This window comes from Lelliottia sp. AC1 (assembly GCF_023278595.1).
In the GTDB taxonomy this organism is placed as follows: domain Bacteria; phylum Pseudomonadota; class Gammaproteobacteria; order Enterobacterales; family Enterobacteriaceae; genus Enterobacter; species Enterobacter nimipressuralis.
Window position 1 is genome coordinate 3,916,963 of record NZ_CP025699.1, and the last position, 22,405, is coordinate 3,939,367.

Here is a 22,405-nt window from a genome sequence, read left to right on the forward strand (position 1 = left end):
TTTATCGTCTGGCATTCGTTTATTTGTTAACGAACTCTTCGCCCAGGGTGATATCTTTCTTCAGCGTATCGAGCATGCCTTCCATCGCTTGTTGTTCAAACGCGCTCAGCTTGCCGATTGACTGACGTTCTTCAACGCCGTTTTTACCCAGCAGCAGCGGCTGTGAGAAGAAACGGGCGTGCTCGCCGTCACCTTCCACATACGCACATTCCACTACGCCTTTCTCGCCTTGCAGCGCGCGAACCAGAGACAGACCAAAACGTGCAGCCGCCTGGCCCATAGACAGGGTTGCAGAACCGCCACCCGCCTTCGCTTCCACCACTTCGGTGCCCGCGTTCTGGATGCGTTTGGTCAGGTCAGCCACTTCCTGCTCGGAGAAGCTCACGCCTGGGATCTGGGACAGCAGTGGCAGAATTGTCACGCCAGAGTGACCACCGATAACCGGCACGTCGATGTCGGAAGGCTGTTTGCCTTTCAGTTCAGCCACGAAGGTGTTGGAACGGATGATGTCCAGCGTGGTCACGCCAAACAGTTTGTTCTTATCGTAAACGCCGGCTTTTTTCAGCACTTCTGCTGCGATAGCAACCGTGGTGTTGACCGGGTTAGTGATGATACCGATACAGGCTTTCGGGCAGGTTTCTGCGATCTGCTGGACCAGGTTCTTCACAATACCGGCGTTGACGTTGAACAGATCGGAACGGTCCATACCAGGCTTACGTGCAACACCCGCGGAGATCAGCACGACGTCTGCGCCTTCGAGCGCCGGGCGTGCGTTTTCACCGGAGAAGCCTTTGATTTTCACAGCTGTTGGGATGTGGCTCAGGTCAACCGCCACACCTGGGGTTACCGGAGCAATATCATACAGAGAGAGTTCTGAGCCTGAAGGCAGTTGGGTTTTCAGTAGTAGGGCAAGCGCCTGGCCGATACCACCAGCAGCGCCGAGGACTGCAACTTTCATCCTAAACTCCTTATTATGGTTAACTTTAATATCTGTTACTCCGTTGCGGCGACATTAATTCAGCAGGTAAATAATTACAATTTTCGTAGCTAAAGAATTTGAGGTCACGCGTCTTTCACCTTTGCCAGAATGCTTCCAGCAAACTGCGACAACGAAGTAGCCAATCAAGACGGTGGTTACAATACACCCTCACTCGCCAGCAAAACAACATCATTTTGATAACATTTAGTTTACTTTTAAGGTTATTTACGCGCCGTGATGTAGGCATGTTTTCTGATAACGAAATTTGATAAAATCACTCCCTTTCATAACATTATTTCAGCCTGGTTCAGGGCAGAATATTTGCATAAAAATTCATCCACATGCATAATAATGTTGTTTCTATCGTCATATTCCGGGTGACTTATGCGAAGCTCGTCAAAACAAGAAGAATTAGTGAAGGCGTTTAAAGCGCTGCTTAAAGAAGAGAAATTCAGTTCTCAGGGAGAGATTGTTCTGGCTTTACAGGAACAAGGTTTCGAGAACATTAATCAGTCGAAAGTCTCCCGCATGCTCACCAAGTTTGGCGCGGTGCGTACTCGCAACGCCAAAATGGAAATGGTCTACTGCCTGCCCGCCGAGCTGGGCGTGCCGACCACCTCCAGCCCGCTGAAAAACCTGGTGCTGGATATTGATTACAACGACGCGGTGGTCGTGATCCACACAAGCCCGGGTGCGGCGCAGTTAATCGCCCGCCTGCTCGATTCACTGGGTAAAGCGGAAGGGATCCTCGGCACCATCGCGGGGGATGACACCATCTTTACTACGCCGGCGAACGGTTTTTCCGTTAAAGATCTCTACGAAGCTATCCTGATGCTGTTCGAACAGGAGCTGTAATCCCCTTCCCAGCTGCTCAGGCAGCGGGGAATGTTCTGCCCCCCGCCTTGTTTACGTCCCCATTCTGTTGTGCTTACTTTTGCAAATAGTGCTTTTACCTGCCTCTTTTCATTCATCCAGCGAATGATCTATCAACAGATCGCACAAAAAATCAAAGTTAGTTATGTCTATGATTTACTTATATATCGACTATCTTTGTGACCAAAAAACGGTCAATTCTATGCATTTTAGTTATAAAAACGTGACCAGTTAACACGTAATTACCCATGAAACAATTAGCGTGGTATTAATATTTAGCGTGATTAGTGTATACTTGATTTTGTGATGAGGGTCACGAAACGAAAGACCCCAATAAATTCGACGAGGTAAACAATCATGAAAATCAAAACAACTGTAGCGGCTCTGAGCGTCCTGTCTGTCCTGTCATTCGGTGCATTTGCTGCCGACTCTATCAACGCTGATCAGGCACAATCTCGCCAGGCCATCGGCACCGTTTCCGTAGGTGCAATCGGTACGTCTCCGATGGACATGCACGAAATGCTGAACAAGAAAGCCGAAGAGCAGGGTGCGTCTTCTTATCGCATCATCGAAGCGCGTTCTGGTGACCACTGGCACGCAACGGCTGAGCTGTACAAATAAGTTTTATCAATAGTAAGTAGTAACGACATTATCAACTCAACGGCACCAGGCATAAAAATAGCGGTATAACCCTTCTCGCCGTCGAGGAAACACATTCAGGAGTACGACTATGAACACCAAATTAATCATCGCAACCCTAGGCTTAGCTTCCGTTCTCTCTTTCGGTGCCAGCGCAGCTGTGCATCAGGTGAATGCTGAGCAAGCGCAAAACCTGCAATCAATGGGTAGTGTATCCGTATCTTCCGTCGCGGGTTCTCCGATGGATATCCGCCAGGAGCTGGCGGCTAAAGCTGAAAAAGCAGGCGCAAGCAGCTATCGTGTCACCGAGCTAAATCAGGGTGACCACTGGCATGCGACGGCTGAGCTGTACAAATAAACCCTCGTCGTATCTCATCATACGACTTGCCCCTGACGCTTTGTCAGGGGCTTTTTTATGTCTGAAATCAGTGACGAACGTTAAAGCGTAGTTGTCCTTCCAGCTCCTCTTCCGCCTCATCAAACAGCAGAACCAGTGCGCCAAAGCGTCGGCGTAGCTTATCCGGCAGGTGGATAAACTCCAGTTCCAGCGGCATGGGTAAGACATCGCCAATCACCACGTCCCACAGCGAATCCAGATCCGTTACCTTTGCCTGTTCTAACCCAAATGTGCGACAAAATTCGCGGTAAAAGTCTTCCTGACTGTCGATTTCATCAAAATCAAACGTATAGATATTCATTGCCCGCCACCCCGTCCAGAAAGGCGGCCTGCGCCGCCCTGACGATAATTATAATCCCCCGATATGCAGGGTTTTAACTTCCAGAAACTCTTCCAGCCCAAGAACCGATCCTTCCCGACCCAGTCCCGACTCTTTCACACCGCCGAATGGGCCGAGCTCGGTCGAGACCGCGCATTCGTTAATGCCAATCATGCCGCTCTCAATCGCCTGCGATACGCGGAAAACGCGCGAAAGATTTTGCGTATAGAAGTAAGCCGCCAGGCCAAACGGCGTATTGTTCGCACGCTGGATCACCTCTTCTTCTGAGGTAAAGCGGAAACAGGCGGCAACCGGGCCAAAGGTCTCTTCCTCAGCCAGTTTCATCCCTTCATGACACTCGCCCAACACGGTTGGCTGCCAGAAATTACCGCCGAGCGAATGCGCTTTACCGCCCGCCAGCACCGTTGCACCTTTTGCCACCGCATCCTCAACGTGTTCGCGCACTTTATTCACCGCATTAGGTTCAATCAGTGGCCCCACCACCACGCCCTCTTCCAGGCCGTTCCCCACTTTCAGAGCGTTTACCGCATCAGCGAGTTTGGTCACAAAGGCGTCGTAGACGGATTCCTGAATATAGAACCGGTTCACGCTGACACACACCTGCCCGGCGTTACGGAATTTATTGGCAATCGCCCCTTTCACGGCGGCTTCAATATCAGCATCGTCAAAGACGATATACGGCGCATTGCCGCCCAGCTCCATGGAGACTTTTTTCATGGTTTCTGCGGCATTACGCACCAGCGTTTTGCCCACGGCAGTCGAACCGGTAAACGAGATTTTCCGCACCTCGTGGCTGGCCATGATGGCATCGCTGATCTCGTGGGTGTTCCCGGCGACGGCGTTGAGCACGCCATCAGGAACACCGGCTTTTTTCGCCAGCGTCAGCAGCGCAAAGGCACTGAGCGGTGTGTTGTTAGCGGGTTTAATGACGCCGGTGCAGCCTGCGGCCAACGCTGGGCCGAGTTTGCGGGTCAGCATCGCCATCGGGAAATTCCACGGCGTGATCGCCGCCACTACGCCGATGGGTTCGCGGGTCGCCAGAATGCGTGAACCGGGTTTGATGGGGGGGATGATTTCGCCGTTAGCGCGTTTCGCCTGCTCGGCAAACCACTGGATAAAGCTGGCGGCGTATTCGACTTCGCCTTCCGCCTCTTTTAGCGGTTTACCTTGTTCGGTGGTCATCAGCCGTCCGAGCCAGCTTTTGTTCTCAATGATCAGTTCGTACCAGCGGTACAGGATCGCCGAACGCTCTTTCGCCGTTTTCGCTCGCCACGCCGGGAAGGCGCGACTGGCTGCCGCGATAGCTTCTTCGGTCTCTTTTTTACCTGCTTTTGCGACTTTCGCGACGACATCGCCCGTGGCCGGGTTGAGCACATCAAAAGTGGTATCCAGCGTTTTCCATATGCCGTCTACCAGATATCCGGTTTGAAAAAGCGCATTGTCCTGGAGTGCCTGGGTGGTCATGTGTCCTCCTGATCTGGGTTTAAGAGCCTGCCAGGATAAGTATAGCCACAAAAAAACCGACGCTTTTGGCGTCGGTTTTTACGGTGTGTTTGTCGGCTGTGCAGAACCAACTAGCTGTCGGTAAGCGTATTCTGATACCGATGCAGCACATCCGTCAGTCGCTGTACTGGTTCCGTCACTTGCCGCGGCGCTTCCCAGACCCGCAGTTTCTCCTGGTAGATGTTTAACTCTTCCAGTAACTGGCCAAAGTAGCGGCGGCGCTTATCGTCCGACGAGGCCGAAATCACATGATCCGCCGTGCGACGCAGCTGGCGGTGAAATGCCGACAGATCGTCGTTGATCGGAATCGGCGCATTGCGCAGACGCTGGTGCGCGATGATCATCGTCAGCGCCAGGCGGAACTTGGCAATATCGCCAGGGAATTTCGTCAGCAGTAAAAACAGCTGCTGATACAGGGCCGGCAGATGGTTCTCTTTGCGACGCGCGGTGTTAGTGGTCATCGCAGATACCGCCGCCGAGACAAACTGGTTCAGCAGCACACGTCCGGTACGCGCATGGGAGTTATCACGCACCAGCAGAATGACCATCATCGCCAGGAAACAGCCCACCAGCTGGCCTAACGCGCTGTCGAGAAACTGGCTGAAGTGGAAGGTCATCGGGTTATCCAGCACCAGAATGTTGATCGTACTGGCGAGTGCGCCCAAAGACCCGAGACGACGCTTCTGCACTTCAATCCCGATAAAGAACGCCAGCACCGCAAGACTGATACACAGCAGCAGCATACTTTGCTGGGTGGAGGGCAGCACCACGAGGAAATAGAACGCCCCGATGGGGAGCGCCGCGAGCGCGCCATACAGAAAATCGACTGCCACCATGCGTGGATTTGGCAGACGCATCGCCAGCGAAGTCACCACTGCAATCATTACCATCGCGCTCGCACCCGACGTCCAGCCCGTCCACAGCCAGAAGAGCGTGCCGAGCACACACGCGATAGTCGTACGCCAGAAATTCACCATCGCATGGTGGCGCTCTGCCGACTCGGCTTTGATGACCACTTCGCTGCGTAGAATCTCCTCTTCAATAGCGCTGATTTTGGTATTACTGATCACGCCGCGTTTGAGGAGCAGATAGCGCGTCGCCGCCCCTACCCAGCTATAAATGGTAACAGGCGTGTCGCGCTCACCGGTCCAGACAATGACTCGTCGCATTCTCTTCAGCTGTTTGCGCACATCCTGCACCGTTTCGACGGGTTCTGCGAACAGTTCACGGAAAGTATCCGTGACCGCCTCGGGACGGGTATTTTGAATCAGGTAGGTTTCGCAGGCCTGGGTGATCAGCGTCAGGGAGACCGTGTTGATCGCTTTAAGGCGTCGGTTAGCGCGCGCCCAGCGGGAGGATTCCATATTCAGGTTGCTGCGCATCCCTTCCAGCGCCGTGCTGCGACGCACCAGCGCGCTCCAGGCGTTGTCCACCTCTTCGCTGTCGCCGTGTTTAATACACAGCTGCATCAGTTGATATTGAGCAACAATCAGCGCATCCAGCTCGCGATCGACTTCCTGCTTGATGGAGCGCGGCGAGAAAAGCAGATCGGCAACGATCGCACAGACAATCCCGATGACAATCTCACTGCAACGCTCAAGAGCAAACTGCGGCGCAAGCAGGGGTTCACTCTGAATGGTGATCACAATGATCAGCGCGGTATAACCGGATAAGCCCCAGGCGTAGGAGTTCTCCACCTTCACCAGCGAGGAAACCCAGGTACAAAAGCCCGCCCAGATACAGCACACCATCAGCATCATTAGCGGAGAGCGAATCATGGTGATAATGATCGTCAGCGCTGCGATACAGCCGATAAACGTCCCGGCGATACGCAACATCCCGCGATAACGGATGGCACCCGAGTAAGGTTCGCCGCCCGCCGCGAAGGCCGGGCCCGCAGCAACTATCGCCGCCGTCAGCACCGCCCAACGCGGCGTTTCCAGCTGGAAGTGAAAACCGACAAACAGTGCCAGCACGATGGCGCACGCCAGCTTAATGGCGAAGCGAACGTGCTGGGTGGCGATGGTGAAAATACCCATCACAATTAACCAATCTCACGCAGACGATGCGCGATTTTACGGAACAGGGAGTCGTTGTTGCCGTTACGATCTTTCTCACCGGTGATCACCACCGTCGCCGTGGTGCCGGCTGGCCACAGGTTGCCCTGCTCGTCATCGAGACGAATACGCACCGGCACACGTTGCGCCAGACGAACCCACTCAAGGTTAGAATCAACCGTTGCCATCCCTTTGGTATCGCGGGTGGCGCTGGAGTTGGTAACGCCTGCGGCCACGCTGTCCACCGTGCCTTTAAGCACGCGGTTGCTGCCCAGCGGCGTGATTTCGGCGCGATAGCCTGGACGTACCCCTTCCAGTTTGGTCTCTTCCATATAGGCGAGAATATAGAAAGAGTGCTGTTTCACCAGCGCCACAGCGGTGGAGCCGCGAGTGATAAATTCACCGGTATAGACGTTGAGGTTGGTCACCCAGCCGTCAGACGGCGCACGGATCACCGTACGTTCCAGATCCAGTTTCGCCAGGTCGCGCGTTGCTTCGGCTTTTGCCTGCTGATGCAGAACGGTTTGCAATACGTTGTTAGACTGGTCAATCTCTTCACGAGACATGGCCTGTACGCCCAGCTGGTTACGTCGTCCGGCTTCACGGCGTTTTTCCGTGGCCAGCGCCCGATAGTAGGCGACGTCTGCTTCAGCCTCTTCGAGGGCTTTCTGGTAGCGAGGCTGATCGATGGTGAAAAGCACCTGATCTTTTTTCACCAGTTCGTTATCACGCACGTTAACCGCCGTGATAAGCCCGGCGACGTCAGGGGCAATGGCCACCACATCCGCGCTGAAACGCGCGTCACGCGTCCAGGGTGACTCGGTGTAAAACACCCAGGCGCGGAAAATTGCGATGAACGCCAGGACCACCAGCGCCACGGTGATGGCGGTACGGGAGATATTTCTTGTTAGTGTTTTCACATCTACCTCAGACAAACATGCGCGATACAAGCCAGAACAGGCAGCAATACAGCGCGGTATTAAACAGTGCAGGGTGCCAGACAAAATCGTAGATGCCGGTTGGAACCAGCACCTTGCGCACCAGCCAGAAAATCGCCAGTGATAAAATTAGTTCGAAGAAAATCGGTGGGAACGATAGACCGAACACCACGATAACGGGAAACAGACTCATGTTGACCTTGATTTGAACGCGTGCAGGCGACAGTTTTTGTTTAGCTCACACCATCGCAGTAGGGCAAGAAAAGCCGGGCGGGAATGGTGAAGCTGTTATGTCAGTAATAATATATTAACGTAACTGTTATGCTGTTATCTATAATATGTGATCTAAATCACTTTTAAGCCAGAGTGAACAATGGAACGTTTAAAGCGCATGTCTGTGTTTGCCAAAGTCGTCGAATTTGGCTCCTTTACCGCCGCGGCCCGACAGCTTCAGATGAGTGTTTCATCCATCAGCCAGACGGTGTCGAAACTGGAAGATGAGCTTCAGGTCAAGCTGCTCAACCGCAGCACCCGCAGCATTGGGCTGACGGAGGCGGGAAAAATCTATTACCAGGGCTGTCGTCGGATGTTGCACGAAGTCCAGGACGTGCACGAGCAACTCTATGCCTTCAATAACACCCCCATCGGCACACTGCGGATCGGGTGTTCTTCAACTATGGCACAAAATGTCCTCGCCAGTATGACGGCAGAAATGCTTAAAGAGTATCCAGGTCTGGCAGTAAATTTGGTCACCGGCATCCCGGCGCCAGACCTGATCGCCGACGGTCTGGACGTCGTGATCCGCGTCGGTGCGCTGCAGGATTCCAGCCTGTTCTCTCGTCGCCTGGGCAGTATGCCGATGGTCGTCTGCGCCTCTAAAAACTATCTGGCGCAGTTTGGCGTGCCGGAAAAACCAGCCGATCTGAGCAATCACTCCTGGCTGGAGTACAGCGTGCGTCCGGACAACGAGTTTGAGCTGATTGCCCCGGAAGGACTGTCGACAAAACTGCTGCCGCAGGGGCGGTTCGTGACGAACGATCCCATGACCATCTCCCGCTGGCTGGTCGCCGGAGCAGGCATCGCCTACGTGCCGTTGATGTGGGTGATCAATGAGATCAACAGCGGTGAGTTGGAGATTCTCTTCCCGCGCTACCAGTCCGATCCCCGCCCGGTGTATGCCCTCTATACGGAAAAGGACAAACTGCCGCTCAAGGTCCAGGTCTGTATTAACTACCTGACTGACTATTTTGTGGAAGTGGCGGAGCTTTATCAGGGAATGCGGGGCAGAAGAAAAGAGTAAGCCGCCCCGTAAATGCAGAGAGGTCAAATGATTATTGGAATTTGGCCTCTGCCCTCCTGTCAGAGATAAATACCCCCCAGTCCGTTCCGGCACAATTAAGATATTTCACTGAGTTCTATTAATAATGGCGAATTGACATATTTGCCTTGTGACCTTTATCGTACTCATTGTCTGAAACCTGTTCTACGCAAATATCAGACGGTTATAGAGTTGTTAAATAAATACTTCATAAAAATAACGTTTCTCAGGATTTTGTTTAAACAAGGAATAAATATGAATCTATTCGAACAAACACCGCCTTCACGCAGGCGCTACGGACTCGCCGCGTTCATTGGGTTGATCGCCGGGATTGTCTCCGCCTTTGTCAAATGGGGCGCCGAAGTTCCTCTTCCTCCGCGCAGTCCAACCGATTTATTCAGCGCCGCATGCGGGCCAGAGCAATTAATCAGAGCCGCCAGCCAAATTGATTGCTCACGTAATTTCCTGAATCCACCCTATGTATTTCTCCGCGACTGGCTGGGCGTCGTCGACCCTAACGCTGCGGTTTATACATTTGCCGGACATATATTCAACTGGGTTGGCGTGACACATATCATTTTCTCAATCGTGTTCGCCGTAGGCTATTGCGTTGTTGCGGAAGTCTTTCCGAAAATAAAGCTCTGGCAGGGTTTATTCGCTGGGGCATTAGCGCAGCTATTTGTTCATATGATTTCGTTCCCGCTGATGGGGCTGACACCGCCACTGTTTGATCTTCCGTGGTACGAGCACGTTTCCGAGATAGTGGGTCACCTGATCTGGTTCTGGTCGATTGAAATTATCCGTCGCGATTTACGTAACCGCATCACTCGCGAGCCTGATCCTGAGGTGCCGCTAAACAGCGCTCGATAAGCGTCGCAAAAAAAATGGCGCGCCTTTTCAGACGCGCCATTTTTTCAATAAGACTTCAGGTCAGGCGGTACCGCCGACGGTTAGATTATCCACTTTCAGCGTCGGCTGACCGACGCCTACCGGCAGGCTCTGGCCTTCTTTACCGCAGACGCCCACGCCTTTATCCAGCTTCAGATCGTTACCCACCATCGAAATCTGCTGCATCGCCTCGATGCCGGAGCCAATCAGCGTAGCGCCTTTCACCGCTTTGGTGACTTTGCCTTTTTCAATCAGATAGGCTTCGGACGTCGAGAAGACAAACTTGCCGGAGGTGATATCCACCTGGCCACCGCCGAAGTTTGGCGCGAAGATCCCGTAATCAACGGATTCGATGATCTCCTGCGGCGTCGATTTGCCTGCGAGCATATAGGTGTTGGTCATACGCGGCATCGGCAGATGTGCGTAGGATTCGCGACGACCATTCCCGGTTGGCGCAACGCCCATCAGACGCGCGTTGAGTTTGTCCTGCATGTAACCTTTCAGAATGCCGTTTTCGATCAGCACATTGTACTGCCCCGGCGTCCCTTCATCATCGATAGAGATAGACCCACGACGATCGGTCATGGTGCCATCATCCACAACGGTACACAGTTCAGAGGCCACCAGCTCGCCCATCTGACCGCTGAATACGGAGGTGCCGCGACGGTTGAAATCGCCTTCCAGACCGTGACCGACCGCTTCGTGAAGCAGCACGCCAGGCCAGCCTGCGCCCAGTACCACCGGCAGCGTACCGGCTGGGGCCGCTACCGCATTGAGATTCACCAGCGCCATGCGCACGGCTTCTTTCGCCCACGCATCTGCGCGAACATCGCCGTCTTCATCGGCCAGGAACCAATCATAACCAAAACGACCGCCGCCACCGCTGGAGCCACGTTCGCGTTTACCGTCATCTTCCACCTGCACGCTGACAGACAGACGTACCAGCGGGCGTACATCAGCGGCCAGCGTACCGTCGGTTGCGGCCACCAGAATGAGTTCATACACACCGCTCAGGCTGGCTGACACTTCTTGAACGCGTTTATCTGTCGCGCGAGCCACTTTGTCCACGCGGCGCAGGATATCCAGCTTCTCCTCGCGGGTCATGCTTTGCAGCGGATCGATGCTGGTATAGAGCGCAGAATGCTGCACTTCGCCGAGGGTTTTCACTCGACCATCGCCCGCTTCACGCACGATAGTCCGCGCTGCCTGGGCGCTCTGCTCCAGCGCAGTCAGGCTAATCTGATCGGCATAGGCAAAGCCGGTTTTCTCACCGCTTACGGCGCGAACACCGACACCCTGGTCGATGTTATAAGAGCCATCTTTAATGATGCTGTCTTCTAAAACCCAGGATTCGTGGTAGCTCGACTGGAAATAGAGATCGCCGTAATCGAGGCGACGCTCGGTTAGTTGTGCAAGAATGGAAAACAGGTCCTGATGACTCAGGCCGTTCGCTGCGAGCAAATGTTCACTTACCAGGTTCAGACTCATCGTTTTGCTACTCGTTCGTTGCCGCCCGAGGGCGGTAAAAAAATTCATTATTTATGAGAGTGGGGCAATTACTCGCCCGCGTCAAATCATTGCTGTGCATCTTTGCGCGCCTGACGGAGCACCTCATTAATCTGCGGCTTATCGACCGGCCCGGTAATGCGATAGCGCAGGATTGAGACCTTACTCCACAGCGGCCCCAGCACCTTACTGGCGGCAAACACTGCGGCGCCCACAATCGGGTTGACCACGAATGCGGCAGCGACACCGACGGTCGCAGAGATCTCTGGCGCTACCACCGCTTCCATATCCAGTTCACGACGCACCAGATTCACCGAGCCTTTCATGGCGATATCGGCTTCCAGGCCATCCACCAGCGTGTCATCCGTATGCAGAACGCCGTCTTTGATCCACGCCGTACTGCGAATAGAGTCGTAATAGAACCCTTCGCTGAAGGTATCGCTGAAGTCAAAACGCAGTTTGCGCAGCAGCGCGTCAAAGCTCAGTAAACGTAAGAGCTGCCCGGCGTGGCCAGTGCTGACGTCGGCGATTTCGCCTTTGCCCAGATTGGTTTTGAGGATGCCGTTCAGCGTAGCTTCGTCCGGTTTCCACGGCTCGGCGCGCCAGTGCAGATCGTAATTAACATCGAAGGAAGAGCCGCGCAGCGGTGTGCTGACGCCAAAGAAATTCGCCGCCGCATCCAGCTTGTTGCCCTTGATTCTACCTTTCAGGGAGGTGCGCTGTTCGCCCGCGCCATTCACCCACTCTCCGTCCGCCGTCAGACGCCCAAAGCCGGTATCAATCAGGCCGCCCGCGAGGCTCAGGGTGTTGCCCTTCACGGCAAAATCACCGTCGATGCGGCCATATTTCTGGCCCCACAGCCAGCACTCCGCGCAGCGCAGTTGTAAATCCGGCCAGCCGCTGAAATCCACTTTTGAAACCTCGGCTAATGGCGAAGCCGCTCCCGTTTGCCCTTTCGTGGCCGTCGTCGGGTTGTAGTAAAGATAACGAATTGCCGCCTGCCATGGCGCGTTGTCACGCATCGTCAGCGTGGCGTTAATCTCGCGGCCCTGCGCTTCCACCGTCGAACCGTTGAGGGTTGGCTCAGAGACAATGCTGAGGTTATTCCACTGCTGTCCGCCCAGCGTCAGCGACGGCGTACGGACGGTCACGCGCTGCGGGAACTGAGCGGCTTCATCCACATTTTGCCCAACGCCCTTGTTAAACATCGCCAGCCACTCGGCGCCATCCATCGCGGGCAGGTTCAGCTCAACGCCTGGCTGCTCAGGGAGTGGCGGAATGGTGCGGCTGTCCGTGGTCCAGATGGCCCGGTCGAGAGTCAGTTTGCGACTGAGCAACCAGCGGCTGTTAAAGTGATTTGTACCATTCGCATTACCAGTGAGAGCGAAGCTGTTCAGATCGCCCTGCACGTTGATGTTCATCGGCAGTGGCTGCCCGGCTTTCTTATCCAGCGGTGCAGGTAAGTGACTGCTTACATTCTTCAGATCGCCCGTCACGTCGACTTTATAGTGCGCACTTCCACGATAAGGCAGGTCGATGGCCACTTTACCGTTCCAGGCAACCGTTCCGTCGATAGATTCGGCCACCGGTTTTGGCAGCACGTCCATCCGTGCGGGCTGCCAGTTAGCATCCATATTGACGGCAACCTGATAGGCTTTTTCACCTTCGGTGGTGCTGAAATCCACGTTAATCGGTTGATTAAACCAGTTGGCTTTCAGCGGCCCGCTTTTCAGATTGCCATTCACAAAGCTGAATTTGCCGCTCAGGTTCTTGAGCGTACTATCTAGCGGCTTGATAAACAGGCTGTTGTTGTTCAGCACCACATCGCCTTCGGCGGTGGTCATCTCGCCATCCAGCGGGATGTCGAGATGCAAACGGGCATTCACATCGCCATCGATTTGCAGCTCTTGCAGCGCAGCACCCAGCGAGTCATCCAGCGGTGTCTCTTCGAAATAAGGCCCGACGGCTTTGCCCGGCCCGTTAATGTCCGCGTCGATCAGCAGCTTCTCTTTCGAGTAATCCGGAATCACCGCTCTCAGATTACTGGCGGTTACGCCGCCCAGCGCGACGCTGTCGGATTTCATCCACAGCCCGTCGTTCAGGAAATTCAGTTCGATATTGAGGTTTTTCAGCGCTGGCCAGTCGGGCTGGAAGGCGAAAGTCGCATTACGCAGCGGCACCAGAACCTGGAACTGGCCTTCGTTGTGTTTGTAAGGGAACAGGTGCGGATTGCCGCCGTAGACCAGCGTGGCATTATCGGCCTGACCGCCCTGAATCGCGCCGCTCAGGTAGTCCACCAGCGCTTTGCCCATCAGGTTTTCCGGGAAATAGCGCCAGGCCTGGCCGCCATCGTCAGTGCTGATACCGGCCAGAATCCCCAGCCATGGCTCATCACCTTCCGGCTGCAGATAGCGGAAATTACCGCGCGCGTGAACGCCGGTGGCTTTTACGTCGATATCACGGCCATCAAGCTGAAAACCTTTCTCGTTGTTCAGCCAGTTAAGGATCGCAGTACCTTTTTCAATCTCCAGCGGCGCACGGAAAACCGTTTCGTACGGCATTTTGGCGTCATTCATTTCCGCCGTCAGTCTGCCGTTTTCGACGCTGCCCTCAAGCTTTCCGCCAAAGTGTTCGGCACCGGGCAGCAGCTTCCACTGCTTCCAGGAGAGCGCTTTCCACGAGGCCTGGAAACGGGTTTTTTCTGTGGCCTGCAGAGGGATATCCAGCGCCAGGGTGTCGATCTGGCCGCTCGGCTGTGTGGCTTCCCAGACTTCGCCGAGAGCAGTTGATATGCGGTTCGCGATAGGCCGTAAACCGTCGAGACTTGCCAGATCGAGGTTGCTGGCGCGGATACGCAGCTCATCGCTGCGCTTGTTGTTCACGCCGCCCACTTCCTGCTCAGGCACCCACGCCATCGTTAATGCGCCGCGCGGCCAGGCTTTGCCGTCCATAGTGATGCGGGTATCGGGAATGGAGAATTGCCAGCTGTCGCCCTGACGCGTAACGTGTGCCGTCAGGTTATCGACTGACATATCATGGGATTGCGTATCCCCTTTCCACGCCGCGCCGCCCTGCTTCAGCCACACATCCCCGGCGGAGATGTCACCGTCGGCCAGGGTCAGCCAGCCTTCAAGACTGAAGCGCGCCCTTTGCAGCGCAACATTATCCTGCATCCATTTGCCCAGCCAGGGTTTGACATCCACATCGTCGGCCTGCAGCCAGACTTTGCCTTTGTTCAGCAGGCCGTTGTCGTCGCGCAGATCCATGCGCACCTGCATGATGCCGTGCTGCCCGTTCAGGCTGGAGAGATTCACCTGCCCTTCGGCGCGATGGCGATCTTTGCCGTTAAGCCAGGTGAGCTGCGGGATCGCCAGTTCGGCCCGTTGCCCGGAGAGGGTAATAAAACTGATTTCGCTGTCGCGCAGATCGAAATGATCGAACTGGCGCAGGAAAAGATCGCTGAAGCGGTTGGTCTCGATGCCTTTGCTGTTATCGCCCTGGTTTAGAGGCGTGTTGGTCAGAAACTGAAGCTGCCAGAAGGTGAGATCGCGAAACTGCCAGCGCATGTGCAGCAAACTTTGCCAGACATCCAGCGCCAGCGTCACGCGTTTGATTTTGAGATGACCGCCGTCTTTCAGGCTCGCGTTGATATCGCGTACATCCAGCGTTGGGCCGAAATTTTGCCAGCTGGCACTCAGCTGGCTGACGTCAACGGGAATGCCGGTGGCGCTTTCGATCTTTGCCAGCACCTGCGGGCGCCAGCTGTCGAGATGCGGTAACACGAGGCGCAGCCCGCTCACGAGCAACGCGACAATGACGACAAGCGTTGCCCCTGTAAGCAGTAAAATTCCTGGCAATCGCCTCACGCATCTCTCCTTGTCAGCCGTTCTCTTGCAGCATTGCTGCCTCTTACATCATCACCACGTCAAACTGCTGCTGGTTATAGAGTGGTTCGATTTGTACTTTTACCTGTTTGCCGACAAAGATTTCCACTTCCGCCAGCGCGTGCGACTCTTCGCCTTTCAGTGCTTCTGCCACCGCAGGGGAAGCATAGACCAGAAAACGGTCGGAGTCGTAGGCGTGATGGACGCGGACAATTTCACGCATGATTTCGTAGCACACTGTCTCCACGGACTTTACCGTGCCGCGTCCGTGGCAGGTTGGGCATTCGTTGCACAGCACATGTTCAACGCTTTCGCGCGTGCGCTTGCGGGTCATCTCCACCAGGCCGAGCTGAGAGAAACCGTTGATACTGGTTTTCACCCGATCTTTGCTTAGCGCCTGCTCCAGAGAGTGAAGCACGCGGCGGCGGTGATCTTCATTATTCATATCGATAAAGTCGATGATGATAATGCCGCCAAGATTGCGCAGACGCAGCTGACGCGCGATGGCCTGCGTCGCTTCGATGTTGGTGTTGAAGATGGTGTCGTCGAGATTGCGGTGGCCGACAAATGCCCCCGTATTGATATCCACGGTGGTCATCGCTTCGGTCTGATCGATGATCAGATAGCCGCCGGATTTCAGCTCCACTTTACGCTCCAGCGCGCGCTGGATTTCGTTCTCGACGTCAAAGAGATCAAAGATCGGCTGGCGGCCGGTGTAATGCTCCAGCAGGCCAGGCATCTCTGGGATGTATTCGGCGGTGAATTCCAGCAGCGCGTCGTAGGTCAGACGCGAATCCACGCGGATTCGATCGAGCTGCGCATCAGCGAAATCGCGCAACACGCGCTGGGCCAGCGCCAGCTCGCCGTACAGTTGATAGCGGGTCTGGTTGCGTTTTTTACGCTCCATGACTTTGGTCCAGACGCGTTTCAGGTACGCAGCATCGGAGGCCAGGTCTTCTTCACTGATCCCTTCTGCCGCGGTACGGATAATAAAGCCGCCCTGCTCGTCGCAGTAAGCGCCGACCACCTTTTTCAGGCGTTCGCGCTCGCTTTCACTTTCAATACGCTGAGAAACGCCGACGTGTGAAGCGCCCGGCATAAAGACCAGGTAGCGAGAAGGTAAAGTGATGTCGGTCGTCAGACGGGCGCCTTTGGTACCGAGGGGATCTTTCACCACCTGGACCATCAAATCCTGTCCCTGGCGGACCAGCTCGGAGATATCGCGAACGGTAAACTGCTTTTGCTCTTCACCCGCGACACATTCGGTGTGCGGCATGATATCCGAGGCGTGCAAGAACGCTGCTTTATCAAGGCCAATATCTACAAATGCCGCCTGCATACCCGGTAGTACACGACTGACACGACCTTTGTAGATATTGCCTACTATTCCGCGTCGCGCTTCGCGCTCAATATGAATTTCCTGAAGAATGCCGCCATCAATATAGGCCACTCGGGTTTCCGATGGCGTTACGTTTACCAACAATTCAGCCGTCATAATTATCCCTTCCCTCACGCAGTGAGTTAAAATTGCTCAGCAACTCATACGTTTCCACCAGCGGTAAGCCGACTACGGCGTGATAGCTGCCATTAATCTTCCTGACGAAACAGCCACCCAGCCCCTGAATACCGTATGCACCTGCTTTATCCATAGGTTCACCGCTGGCGATATAACCGGCGATCTCCTCATCGGTAAGCACTCTGAACGTGACATCCGTGACCACCAGACAATCCAGCACCTGCTGGCTGTCTGCCAGTGCAACCGCCGTCATCACCTGATGCGTTTGTCCGGATAATTTGCGCAGCATTTGCGCCGCATGTTCACCGTCACGCGGTTTCTCGAGCACTTCACCGTTGAGAATCACGATGGTATCTGCCCCCAGCACCGGCAAATCACGCGGGGTTTGCGCCACGCCAGCCAGGGCTTTTTCCCGGGCCAGACGAGATACATACTGCTGCGCGCTTTCGCCATCGCCCCGTTTTTCTTCAATACCGGTGACGATACGTTCAAAAGAGACACCCAGTTGAGTGAGTAACTCCTGACGACGCGGGGAACCAGAGGCAAGAAATAAAGACGTCATAGAAACCTTTTATTGCACGGCAAACTGCTGGCGAACTTTACGCATCAGCAGGAACAGCCACGGCCAGAGCACACCGTTTACTACACTACTCCAGAACACTTCCGGTCGGAAAGAGACGTTGATCACTAAAAACTCAGCCCAGAAAACAATGATATCCGCGGCGAGGGACAACAACATCACCACCAACGCCTGTTGCCAGAGCGCGAGGTTACGGAAAAGCTGGAATTTCAGTGCGACGAGGTACGCAATAATACTCATCGACAGGGCGCGCACGCCGAGCGTTGAGCCACTGATGAGATCCAGTATGGCACCCATCACAAAACCCGTGCCCACATTTACGCGGTGCGGCAGGGCGAGGGTCCAGTAGAGTAAAATGAGCAGCACCCAGTTTGGCCGGAAAACGAGAATGTCGTCCGGCCAGGGCATGACTTGCAGTAATAACGCGATGAAGAACGAGAGCCAGATTACCCAGCGTCCCTGGCTACGATAGCTCGCCACTACTGCCCTCCCGAGGAGATTTGTGGCGGCAGCGGTGCATCCGGAGGAGGCTGTGTTAATCCCGTCGCAGGTGCAGGCACTGGCGCAGGCGGCCCCATGGAGTCCGGCGCAGGCAGAACCTGCGGCATCATCTGCATTAAGCGTTCATTGGCCACACGATGCACCTCTTCCGGCGTCATCGGGTTGATACCGTTACGATCGGCGCCCCACAGCAGCAGCAAATAGCGCAGACGCTGTAAGCCCGCAGTTGGACGAGCCTGAATCACCGTATACGCACGCTGCGTATCCAGTTTCACCGAGGAGACAACCGCCACCGGATAACCTTCAGGGAAACGCCCGCCGAGACCGGAGGTGACCAGAACATCACCCACACGAATATCGGTGTTGGCTGGCAGATGCTCCAGCTGCAGATCGTCCGTACAGCCGTTACCGGCCGCAATAATACGGATATCATTGCGCAGTACCTGAATCGGCAGCGCATGGGTGGCATCACAGATCAATAAAACGCGGCTGGTCAGCTTAGCAACAGCAACCACCTGGCCCACAACGCCTTTATCACTGATGACCGGCTGGCCTTCGTAAACACCGTTCACGCTGCCTTTGTCGATGACCACCTGATCACTGTACGGATCGTTAACGGTGGAGATCACCTGAGTCACCATTTTCTGCTCGTCCTGACGCAGCGGCGATCCCAGCAGCTCACGCAGACGGGCGTTTTCCTGGCGATACTGGCCCAGCATCAGCAGCTCGCTGTTTTTCAGCAGCAATTCCTGGCGCAATGCACGGTTTTCAAGCTCGAGTTGGTCGCGTGATGACAAGGTTTGAGAAACACTGTCGAGTAATTCACGGGGACCATTTGATACAAAGTAGAAAGGACTGACGGCGGTATCCATGTATGTTCGGATCTGGCTGAACATACCGAGGCGGCTATCGGCGATGATGACTCCAAGCGCTACCAGCACCCCCAGGATCAGGCGAAACTGCAGCGACGGGCCACGGCTAAAAATTGGCTTCATAGGCTATGCGTATTCTCGTGTCAGAGAGAAAGGGTAGCCTTCGCTACCCTCTCAAACCGACTACTCTTCGCTGAACAAGTCGCCGCCGTGCATGTCGATCATTTCCAGCGCCTTGCCGCCACCACGGGCTACGCAAGTCAGTGGATCTTCTGCAACTACGACAGGAATACCTGTCTCTTCCATTAACAGGCGGTCGAGGTTACGCAGCAGCGCGCCACCACCGGTCAGAACCATACCGCGCTCTGAGATGTCGGAAGCCAGTTCTGGCGGGCACTGTTCCAGCGCAACCATCACCGCGCTCACGATACCGGTCAGCGGCTCTTGCAGCGCTTCGAGGATTTCGTTGGAGTTCAGGGTAAAGCCACGCGGAACGCCTTCAGCCAGGTTACGACCACGAACTTCGATTTCGCGGACTTCGTCGCCAGGGTAAGCAGAACCGATCTCGTGCTTAATACGCTCTGCGGTGGCTTCACCGATCAGAGAGCCGTAGTTACGGCGCACATAATTAATGATGGCTTCATCAAAACGGTCACCGCCGATACGCACGGAAGAGGAGTAAACCACACCGTTCAGAGAGATGACGGCCACTTCAGTGGTACCACCACCGATATCCACCACCATGGAACCTGTTGCTTCAGAAACCGGCAGACCCGCACCAATTGCAGCAGCCATCGGCTCTTCGATCAGGAAGACTTCGCGCGCACCTGCGCCCTGAGCGGATTCACGGATCGCACGGCGTTCAACCTGAGTTGCACCGACTGGCACACAGACCAGCACGCGCGGACTTGGGCGCATGAAGCTGTTGCTGTGAACCTGCTTGATGAAGTGCTGAAGCATTTTTTCAGTCACGAAGAAGTCAGCGATAACGCCGTCTTTCATTGGGCGGATCGCGGCGATGTTGCCTGGGGTACGACCCAGCATCTGCTTCGCATCGTGTCCTACGGCTGCCACGCTTTTCGGGGAGCCGGCACGATCCTGACGAATGGCCACAACGGAAGGCTCATTCAATACGATGCCTTGTCCTTTTACATAAATCAGGGTATTCGCGGTACCCAGGTCAATGGACAGGTCATTGGAAAACATGCCACGAAATTTTTTCAACATACTAAGGGATAATCCTGAAAGCTGGGGCGGAAAAATTAAAATCCGCTTACTTTACCAACCACACGTAGCAGCGACAAGGCGCAAAAATCATCTGCTACGGTGAAAATTAGTGCAGCACGTTTCCTTATGTTACAAATTTATTTCCTGACTCCATCAGGGCTGAGTTAACAGCTGCGTCACTCGCTTTCATTTGTAACCCGTCCAGGTAAACGACTGGCGTTTTGCTCGTCATACTCAAAGCTACAGGCGCGATATTCTACGTGAAAACAAATTAAACGGCAGGTCAAACAGAGTATCTTTGCAAATATTTTTTCACATTGCTGTCAAGCGGCTGAGAGGTAGCAATAAAATCCCCCTGACCACCCGCGACACCGCGCTCCGTCAACATCTGCCATTCGCTGCGTGAACGTATGCCTGTGGCGAAGACTTGCGTTTGCGTTCCCTTGCACGCTTCCACCAGACTCTGAACCAGCAGCTGGTTTTCCGTGCGCTTTTCAATATTCCTGACCAGCCCCGGATGCAGCTTTAACAGCTCCACATCCAGCTCCTTGATCCAACTGGTACTCACCAGCGTTAAACCCGCCTGAGTCACTGCCACGCGAGCACCGAGTGCATTCATCAAACGGACGACCGGCTGTAAACGGCTGATATGTTGACAAACATCTGCCTCTGCAAGTTCAAAAATAATACGTTTCCGCTGCGATTTTTCACATTGCATCAGCACATCACGCAGCCAGCGCTGAAAACGCGGGCGAATCAGCGATTCTACCGTTACCTGTAATGCCAGATTTTCCTCCGGCCAGAAAGATAAAAATGGAATAAGACGCGTAATTTGCTGCCGGTCGTACTCTTCCGACAGACCAAACTGCAGCACCATCGGCAGATATTCGGCGGAGACAACCTCTTCCGAGCCGTCGAAGATACGGCAAAGTAACTCGCGGTGATGCACCTGGCCGTTACGCAGTACGGCCGGTTTTTGATAAATTCGTGGCCCGCCGCGGCTCAGCATCTGTTCAATGAGCGTTCGCCAGCGCACGTTGCCGCGCCCTTTTTCCGGAAGAGAATCATCGTAAACCGCCCAGCCATTCGCCCCCTGCAGCACCGCGTTACGCGTGGCCGCTTCGGCATGCTCCATCACCTGTTGAGTTTGCTGGCCGCCGCGCCAGGCGCAAATGCCGATATGAACCATATCATCCCGGTCGAGCATTTTGGTTGGTGGCAGCGCATCGACCGCTTTCAGCAGCTGACTGGCGATGCTTTCCGATTCTTTCAGCGTCCGATGCGGCAGCAACACGGCAAAATCACTGCGGTGGTAGCGCGCCAGCAGCGCACCGGGATAGCGCATAATAAAGGTCGATAACAAATTGATGAGCGTAAAGAGATGCTCTTCCGCCACCGAGCGGCCCCAGGTATCGCGTAAAAGATCGAAATCGGGCAGCCGGATAACCATCACCACCCCGTGAGTACCCACCTTTTCGGTATCTTCCAGCAGCGTGGCCAGTTGATTATCAAAGAAAAGGCGGTTATTCAGCCCGGTTTTATTGTCCTGGGCGGCGTAGGACCGAATCAACGTATCCATACGGCTGCGCTGATCGCTGGCGAACTGGATTTCTGAAAGCAACACATCCAGCGCGCTGCTGGTCCGCGACGGCCATTCATAAACAGACCCGCGCACCTTAGCACCTCGTTCACCGTTTAAAATACGTACAGATCGCGATTCCAGGAGTTCCTGTCCGGAAAGCTGGCGTCGAAGCCAGCGCACCGCCAGAAAGATCAGCACCACAATAAAGCCCACCGCAACGGTGAGCGGCGCAGTGGTCATCAGTGAACGGAAATAGTTCGCCATCGGGTCCTGATAGACCAGCCTGATGGTCACCCCTGGGCTTTTCAGGGAGTGAATCGTCATCTCGCGGTATTGTGCCAGCGTCCCGGCCGGGCGATAGCTGCTCTGACGCGCATGGCTCAGAAGGACTTTGCTACCCTGTAGAATGTCGATGTGTACAATATCCACCGGCACCATCAGCTCATCCAGTTGCTGAGACAGTGCGGGCAACGTTGACGTGACCAGTCGCGAATCAATGACCGAAGCCACGGACTGCACGCGGTTGGTCAGTTTGTCCTGAATGGCATTATAAAAGCTTAGCGAGCACCCCATCAGGGTGACGAAGATAGTCAGCCCCGTCAGCAGCGTAATAAAAGCTGAAAATTTCGTCGTTAATCGCATCCTTGAGATCACTCCGTTGGTTGATGGGGAGGCAGTTAAAGTGCAAGTAAGTGCTAACTTGCGTTTAGCAGGGGCATACTACCAAACCTGGTCTATCTGGCAATTTATTGCGTTAAATCGGCATAGCGTTTCAATGAGCGAGTATAGTCTTCAGAAATTATTT

19 protein-coding genes are annotated in these 22,405 nt (G+C 54.6%); 5 read left to right on the plus strand and 14 right to left on the minus strand.

Annotated elements, in window-relative coordinates; all coding sequences use genetic code 11:
* Positions 1 to 19 precede the first annotated feature (19 nt).
* A complete protein-coding gene (gene mdh, locus C0560_RS18570; RefSeq protein ID WP_123428216.1) occupies positions 20 to 958 on the minus strand; it encodes a malate dehydrogenase in 939 nt (312 codons plus the stop codon).
* 405 nt (positions 959 to 1,363) lie between these two features.
* On the opposite strand from mdh, the gene argR reads away from it, so the two are divergent.
* From argR to yhcN (C0560_RS18585), 3 genes are all read left to right on the plus strand, one after another.
* Positions 1,364 to 1,834 carry a transcriptional regulator ArgR gene (gene argR, locus C0560_RS18575; protein ID WP_100778698.1) on the plus strand — a complete coding sequence of 157 codons (471 nt, stop codon included), beginning with the start codon at positions 1,364 to 1,366 and terminating at the stop codon, positions 1,832 to 1,834.
* Between the two features lie 375 nt (positions 1,835 to 2,209).
* Positions 2,210 to 2,473, plus strand: a complete 264-nt coding sequence (gene yhcN / locus C0560_RS18580) for a peroxide/acid stress response protein YhcN (protein WP_047347671.1) — start codon at positions 2,210 to 2,212, stop codon at positions 2,471 to 2,473.
* A 109-nt stretch (positions 2,474 to 2,582) separates the two neighbouring features.
* Positions 2,583 to 2,849, plus strand: a complete 267-nt coding sequence (gene yhcN / locus C0560_RS18585) for a peroxide/acid stress response protein YhcN (protein WP_100778697.1) — start codon at positions 2,583 to 2,585, stop codon at positions 2,847 to 2,849.
* A 67-nt stretch (positions 2,850 to 2,916) separates the two neighbouring features.
* On the opposite strand, the gene C0560_RS18590 is transcribed toward yhcN (C0560_RS18585), so the two are convergent.
* The 5 genes from C0560_RS18590 to aaeX form a co-directional block, all read right to left on the minus strand.
* Positions 2,917 to 3,189: a barstar family protein gene (locus C0560_RS18590; protein WP_100778696.1), complete on the minus strand. Its 273-nt coding sequence runs from the start codon at positions 3,187 to 3,189 to the stop codon at positions 2,917 to 2,919.
* A 48-nt stretch (positions 3,190 to 3,237) separates the two neighbouring features.
* Positions 3,238 to 4,692, minus strand: coding sequence for an NAD-dependent succinate-semialdehyde dehydrogenase (locus C0560_RS18595; RefSeq protein ID WP_100778695.1), 1,455 nt, complete (start codon positions 4,690 to 4,692; stop codon positions 3,238 to 3,240).
* A 110-nt stretch (positions 4,693 to 4,802) separates the two neighbouring features.
* Complete coding sequence (gene aaeB / locus C0560_RS18600; RefSeq protein WP_123428867.1) at positions 4,803 to 6,770, minus strand: p-hydroxybenzoic acid efflux pump subunit AaeB; 1,968 nt, start codon at positions 6,768 to 6,770, stop codon at positions 4,803 to 4,805.
* A 5-nt stretch (positions 6,771 to 6,775) separates the two neighbouring features.
* Complete coding sequence (aaeA, locus tag C0560_RS18605; RefSeq protein WP_102105514.1) at positions 6,776 to 7,708, minus strand: p-hydroxybenzoic acid efflux pump subunit AaeA; 933 nt, start codon at positions 7,706 to 7,708, stop codon at positions 6,776 to 6,778.
* A 7-nt stretch (positions 7,709 to 7,715) separates the two neighbouring features.
* Entirely contained in the window at positions 7,716 to 7,919 is a 204-nt protein-coding gene (gene aaeX / locus C0560_RS18610; RefSeq protein ID WP_102105515.1) for a p-hydroxybenzoic acid efflux pump operon protein AaeX, read from the minus strand.
* A 180-nt stretch (positions 7,920 to 8,099) separates the two neighbouring features.
* Here aaeX and aaeR point away from each other — a divergent pair, with 180 nt between their 5' ends.
* Complete coding sequence (aaeR, locus tag C0560_RS18615; RefSeq protein ID WP_095283622.1) at positions 8,100 to 9,026, plus strand: HTH-type transcriptional activator AaeR; 927 nt, start codon at positions 8,100 to 8,102, stop codon at positions 9,024 to 9,026.
* Positions 9,027 to 9,299: 273 nt separating this feature from the next.
* Positions 9,300 to 9,914: a YagU family protein gene (locus C0560_RS18620; protein ID WP_102105516.1), complete on the plus strand. Its 615-nt coding sequence runs from the start codon at positions 9,300 to 9,302 to the stop codon at positions 9,912 to 9,914.
* Positions 9,915 to 9,974: 60 nt separating this feature from the next.
* Here C0560_RS18620 and tldD read toward each other — a convergent pair whose 3' ends face one another.
* From tldD to csrD, 8 genes are all read right to left on the minus strand, one after another.
* Positions 9,975 to 11,420, minus strand: a complete 1,446-nt coding sequence (gene tldD / locus C0560_RS18625) for a metalloprotease TldD (protein ID WP_100778690.1) — start codon at positions 11,418 to 11,420, stop codon at positions 9,975 to 9,977.
* A gap of 86 nt (positions 11,421 to 11,506) precedes the next feature.
* Complete coding sequence (gene yhdP / locus C0560_RS18630; protein ID WP_248859237.1) at positions 11,507 to 15,304, minus strand: AsmA2 domain-containing protein YhdP; 3,798 nt, start codon at positions 15,302 to 15,304, stop codon at positions 11,507 to 11,509.
* A gap of 43 nt (positions 15,305 to 15,347) precedes the next feature.
* Positions 15,348 to 16,817 carry a ribonuclease G gene (rng, locus tag C0560_RS18635; protein WP_107702748.1) on the minus strand — a complete coding sequence of 490 codons (1,470 nt, stop codon included), beginning with the start codon at positions 16,815 to 16,817 and terminating at the stop codon, positions 15,348 to 15,350.
* On the minus strand, positions 16,807 to 17,400 hold the full coding sequence (locus C0560_RS18640; protein WP_102105518.1) for a nucleoside triphosphate pyrophosphatase: 594 nt from the start codon (positions 17,398 to 17,400) through the stop codon (positions 16,807 to 16,809). The genes rng and C0560_RS18640 overlap by 11 nt, the downstream gene beginning before the upstream one ends.
* Positions 17,401 to 17,409: 9 nt before the next feature.
* On the minus strand, positions 17,410 to 17,898 hold the full coding sequence (gene mreD, locus C0560_RS18645) for a rod shape-determining protein MreD (RefSeq protein ID WP_095283628.1): 489 nt from the start codon (positions 17,896 to 17,898) through the stop codon (positions 17,410 to 17,412).
* The gene (gene mreC, locus C0560_RS18650) at positions 17,898 to 18,914 is read right to left on the minus strand and encodes a rod shape-determining protein MreC (protein WP_100778686.1); all 1,017 of its coding nucleotides are present in this window, start codon (positions 18,912 to 18,914) and stop codon (positions 17,898 to 17,900) included. Before mreC ends, mreD begins: the two co-directional genes overlap by 1 nt.
* Positions 18,915 to 18,974: 60 nt before the next feature.
* A complete protein-coding gene (gene mreB / locus C0560_RS18655) occupies positions 18,975 to 20,018 on the minus strand; it encodes a rod shape-determining protein MreB (RefSeq protein ID WP_000913396.1) in 1,044 nt (347 codons plus the stop codon).
* 283 nt (positions 20,019 to 20,301) lie between these two features.
* The gene (csrD, locus tag C0560_RS18660) at positions 20,302 to 22,242 is read right to left on the minus strand and encodes an RNase E specificity factor CsrD (RefSeq protein ID WP_102105519.1); all 1,941 of its coding nucleotides are present in this window, start codon (positions 22,240 to 22,242) and stop codon (positions 20,302 to 20,304) included.
* Between the last annotated feature and the right edge of the window lie 163 nt (positions 22,243 to 22,405).